This is a genomic window from Paracraurococcus lichenis (assembly GCF_030657435.1).
Taxonomy (GTDB): domain Bacteria; phylum Pseudomonadota; class Alphaproteobacteria; order Acetobacterales; family Acetobacteraceae; genus Paracraurococcus; species Paracraurococcus lichenis.
This window is the reverse complement of sequence record NZ_JAUTWS010000434.1, coordinates 1-593: the sequence shown is the minus strand read 5'-3', so window position 1 is coordinate 593 and position 593 is coordinate 1. Positions and strand designations below refer to the sequence as shown.

At 66.8% G+C, this 593-nt stretch carries 1 pseudogene; it reads right to left on the bottom strand.

The features are described from left to right. Positions 1–393, bottom strand: a pseudogene (locus Q7A36_RS40665) (transposase); the annotation flags it as partial. Between the last annotated feature and the right edge of the window lie 200 nt (positions 394–593).

The window sequence follows — 593 nt, the reverse complement described above, 5'->3', positions numbered from 1 at the left end:
TTAGCCTGCGGAAGCCCTTGGCAGCTTCGAGCATCGCCGCGGCGGTCCAGCGCAGCGCCATGTTGGCACTGCGCCAGCGCATCACGTTGCGGCAGACGCGCCGCACCGCGCCCATAACGTTCCCGACGATGTTAGTCCAGGCCAGCGAGCGACGCAGCTCGCGCGGCAGCCCCAGCCGAACCACTGTGAGGATCTCGTCCAAGCATTCAAGGATCGAGGCGGCGGCGCCGGGTACGTCGGGCTCGAGGGTGCGCGCCAGCTTGCGCAGCAGCCGCTCAGCCTTGACCGCATCGTCAGCTCCCAAGCCTGCCGCAGCGCTCGGCGGACCGGCGCCTGCAGTTCTTTCGGCAAGCGATCCGCGATGTTGCGAGCCTTGTGAACTTGGCAGCGCTGTCAGCCGCGCAGGATGCTGAGCTCGGCTTCCTGCCCGCCTGATCGGACTTGGCGCATGAGATCCGCAGGCCCTCGTGCGTTATGGTGATGTGCTCGGGCGCGACTGCGACCGGCCGGCAGACCTCGGCGGTGGAATCTCGTGCTTTCCGTCATGCGTACCTCCATGAGAAGCGCCGCATCACAGAAGAACGGGGCTTCTT